Annotated in this window: 2 protein-coding genes; both read left to right on the top strand. The window is 62.5% G+C overall.

Annotated elements, in window-relative coordinates; translation table 11 throughout:
* Positions 1-200: 200 nt before the first annotated feature.
* A complete protein-coding gene (locus BGE01nite_RS28730; RefSeq protein ID WP_146856392.1) occupies positions 201-1,337 on the top strand; it encodes an IS4 family transposase in 1,137 nt (378 codons plus the stop codon).
* Between the two features lie 9 nt (positions 1,338-1,346).
* A partial coding sequence (locus BGE01nite_RS29500) for a hypothetical protein (protein WP_218033130.1) occupies positions 1,347-1,531 on the top strand: 185 nt, incomplete at its 3' end.

Raw genomic sequence — 1,531 nt, 5'->3', positions numbered from 1 at the left:
GCTGCGGATTCGGAGATCAGTAGTGTTCGGCAGGAGATTTGCGGAGGCGGGCGGTGACGAGAGTGTCACTGTACACTTCCGTGAAGCATGGCATCAGGTTCGCTGTGACAGAGCACGATCGGCGCAAACAGCCCATTGAGGCCAGGCAACTCCTTCACTGGAGCCTCATCAAGAGGTTCCAGCAGGTGCTCGACGAGGTCATGCCCTCTCACCCTGTTCATCCCAGCGAGCATGATCCGCGCCGCACTCTGCACCAGCGCGATTACTTCTCCCTGTTCCTGCTGGGATTGTTCAATCCCGTCATAACCTCCATGCGTGCGCTGTGCCAGACCAGCACGCTTCGCCGCACCCAAAGCGCCCTGGGCACGATGCCCGTGAGCCTAGGCAGCTTCTCGGAAGCCCAGAGCCTCTTTGAGGCGCAACTGCTCAAGGCCGTGCTGGAGCGCCTTTGCCAGGACATGCCAGCGCCCAACAAGGAGTTTGGCACAGGCATTGACCCGCGCTCACTGCGGGTCGTGGACAGCACCCTGTGGTATGTTTTGCCGCGCATGGAGTGGGCCACGTGGCGCAGGAACTACAAGAACCAGCGGGCTGTCCGGCTGCATCTGAAATACCGGCTCAGCGATGGTGTGCCTGCCACGGGCATCACCGCCAAAGGCACGTTGTGCGAGCGCAAGGCGCTGCGCCAGCAGTTGCAGGCAGGCGAGTTTTATATCGGCGACCGCAACTACGGCCAGGACTACGATTATCTACAGGAGCTTAGCGCGGCAGGCTGCGGTTTTTTGATGCGCCTGAGACAGAACCAGGTCTGCGTGCAGACAGTGAGCAGTCTGCCTTTGAGCGCGGACGACGTGGCTGCGGGTGTCTGCCGTGATGAATGGGTGATGCTAGGCCGCACGGCACGCTACCAGCGGGGAGAGTTCCGTCTGATCGTGGTGGACCGTCCGGACATGGAGGAACCTGTGTGGCTGGTGAGCAACCAGGCCCCTGAGCAGCTTGCCGCCGCGGAACTGGCCACGCTCTACCGGCAACGCTGGGAGGTGGAAGGCTTCTTCCGCTGGCTCAAGTGCCTGCTGCCATGCCGTCACTGGCTGGCAGAAAGCGAGAATGGTGTGGCCATCCAGATCTACTCGGCACTGATCTGTGCGGTGCTGCTGACGCAGCGGCTAGGCCGTCGGCCGAGCAAACGGATGCTGGAGATGCTGGCCTTCCAGCAGATGCAGGAAGCCAGCGATGAAGAGGTGGCCGAGGCACTGCGTCTGGAGCACCTGCGAGCCACACGAGCGCGCCAACCGCGCTATGGAAGGCTTGTCAAAGAACGCCAGGCAACTCGTTGAAGGCGCAGCTTGATTGCAAGCCACGCCAGGGCGGAGCGTGCCCGCAAATCACGGCCAGATCCAGCGGAGGCTCCCCTGCTGACGAGCGCACAGCCCTGCCAAGCGCCACCGCACCAGCCCATATCTGAATGGCCGCGTGCCGTGCACGCCGCAGCTCCCGTGCCGAACATTACTGATTCGGAGATCCGCGCTCC

It is taken from the genome of Prosthecobacter gellanilyticus (assembly GCF_007992435.1).
Classification (GTDB): Bacteria; Verrucomicrobiota; Verrucomicrobiia; order Verrucomicrobiales; family Verrucomicrobiaceae; genus Prosthecobacter; species Prosthecobacter gellanilyticus.
The sequence above is the reverse complement of the archived record's forward strand: the minus strand, read 5'-3'. Positions and strand labels throughout refer to the sequence as shown.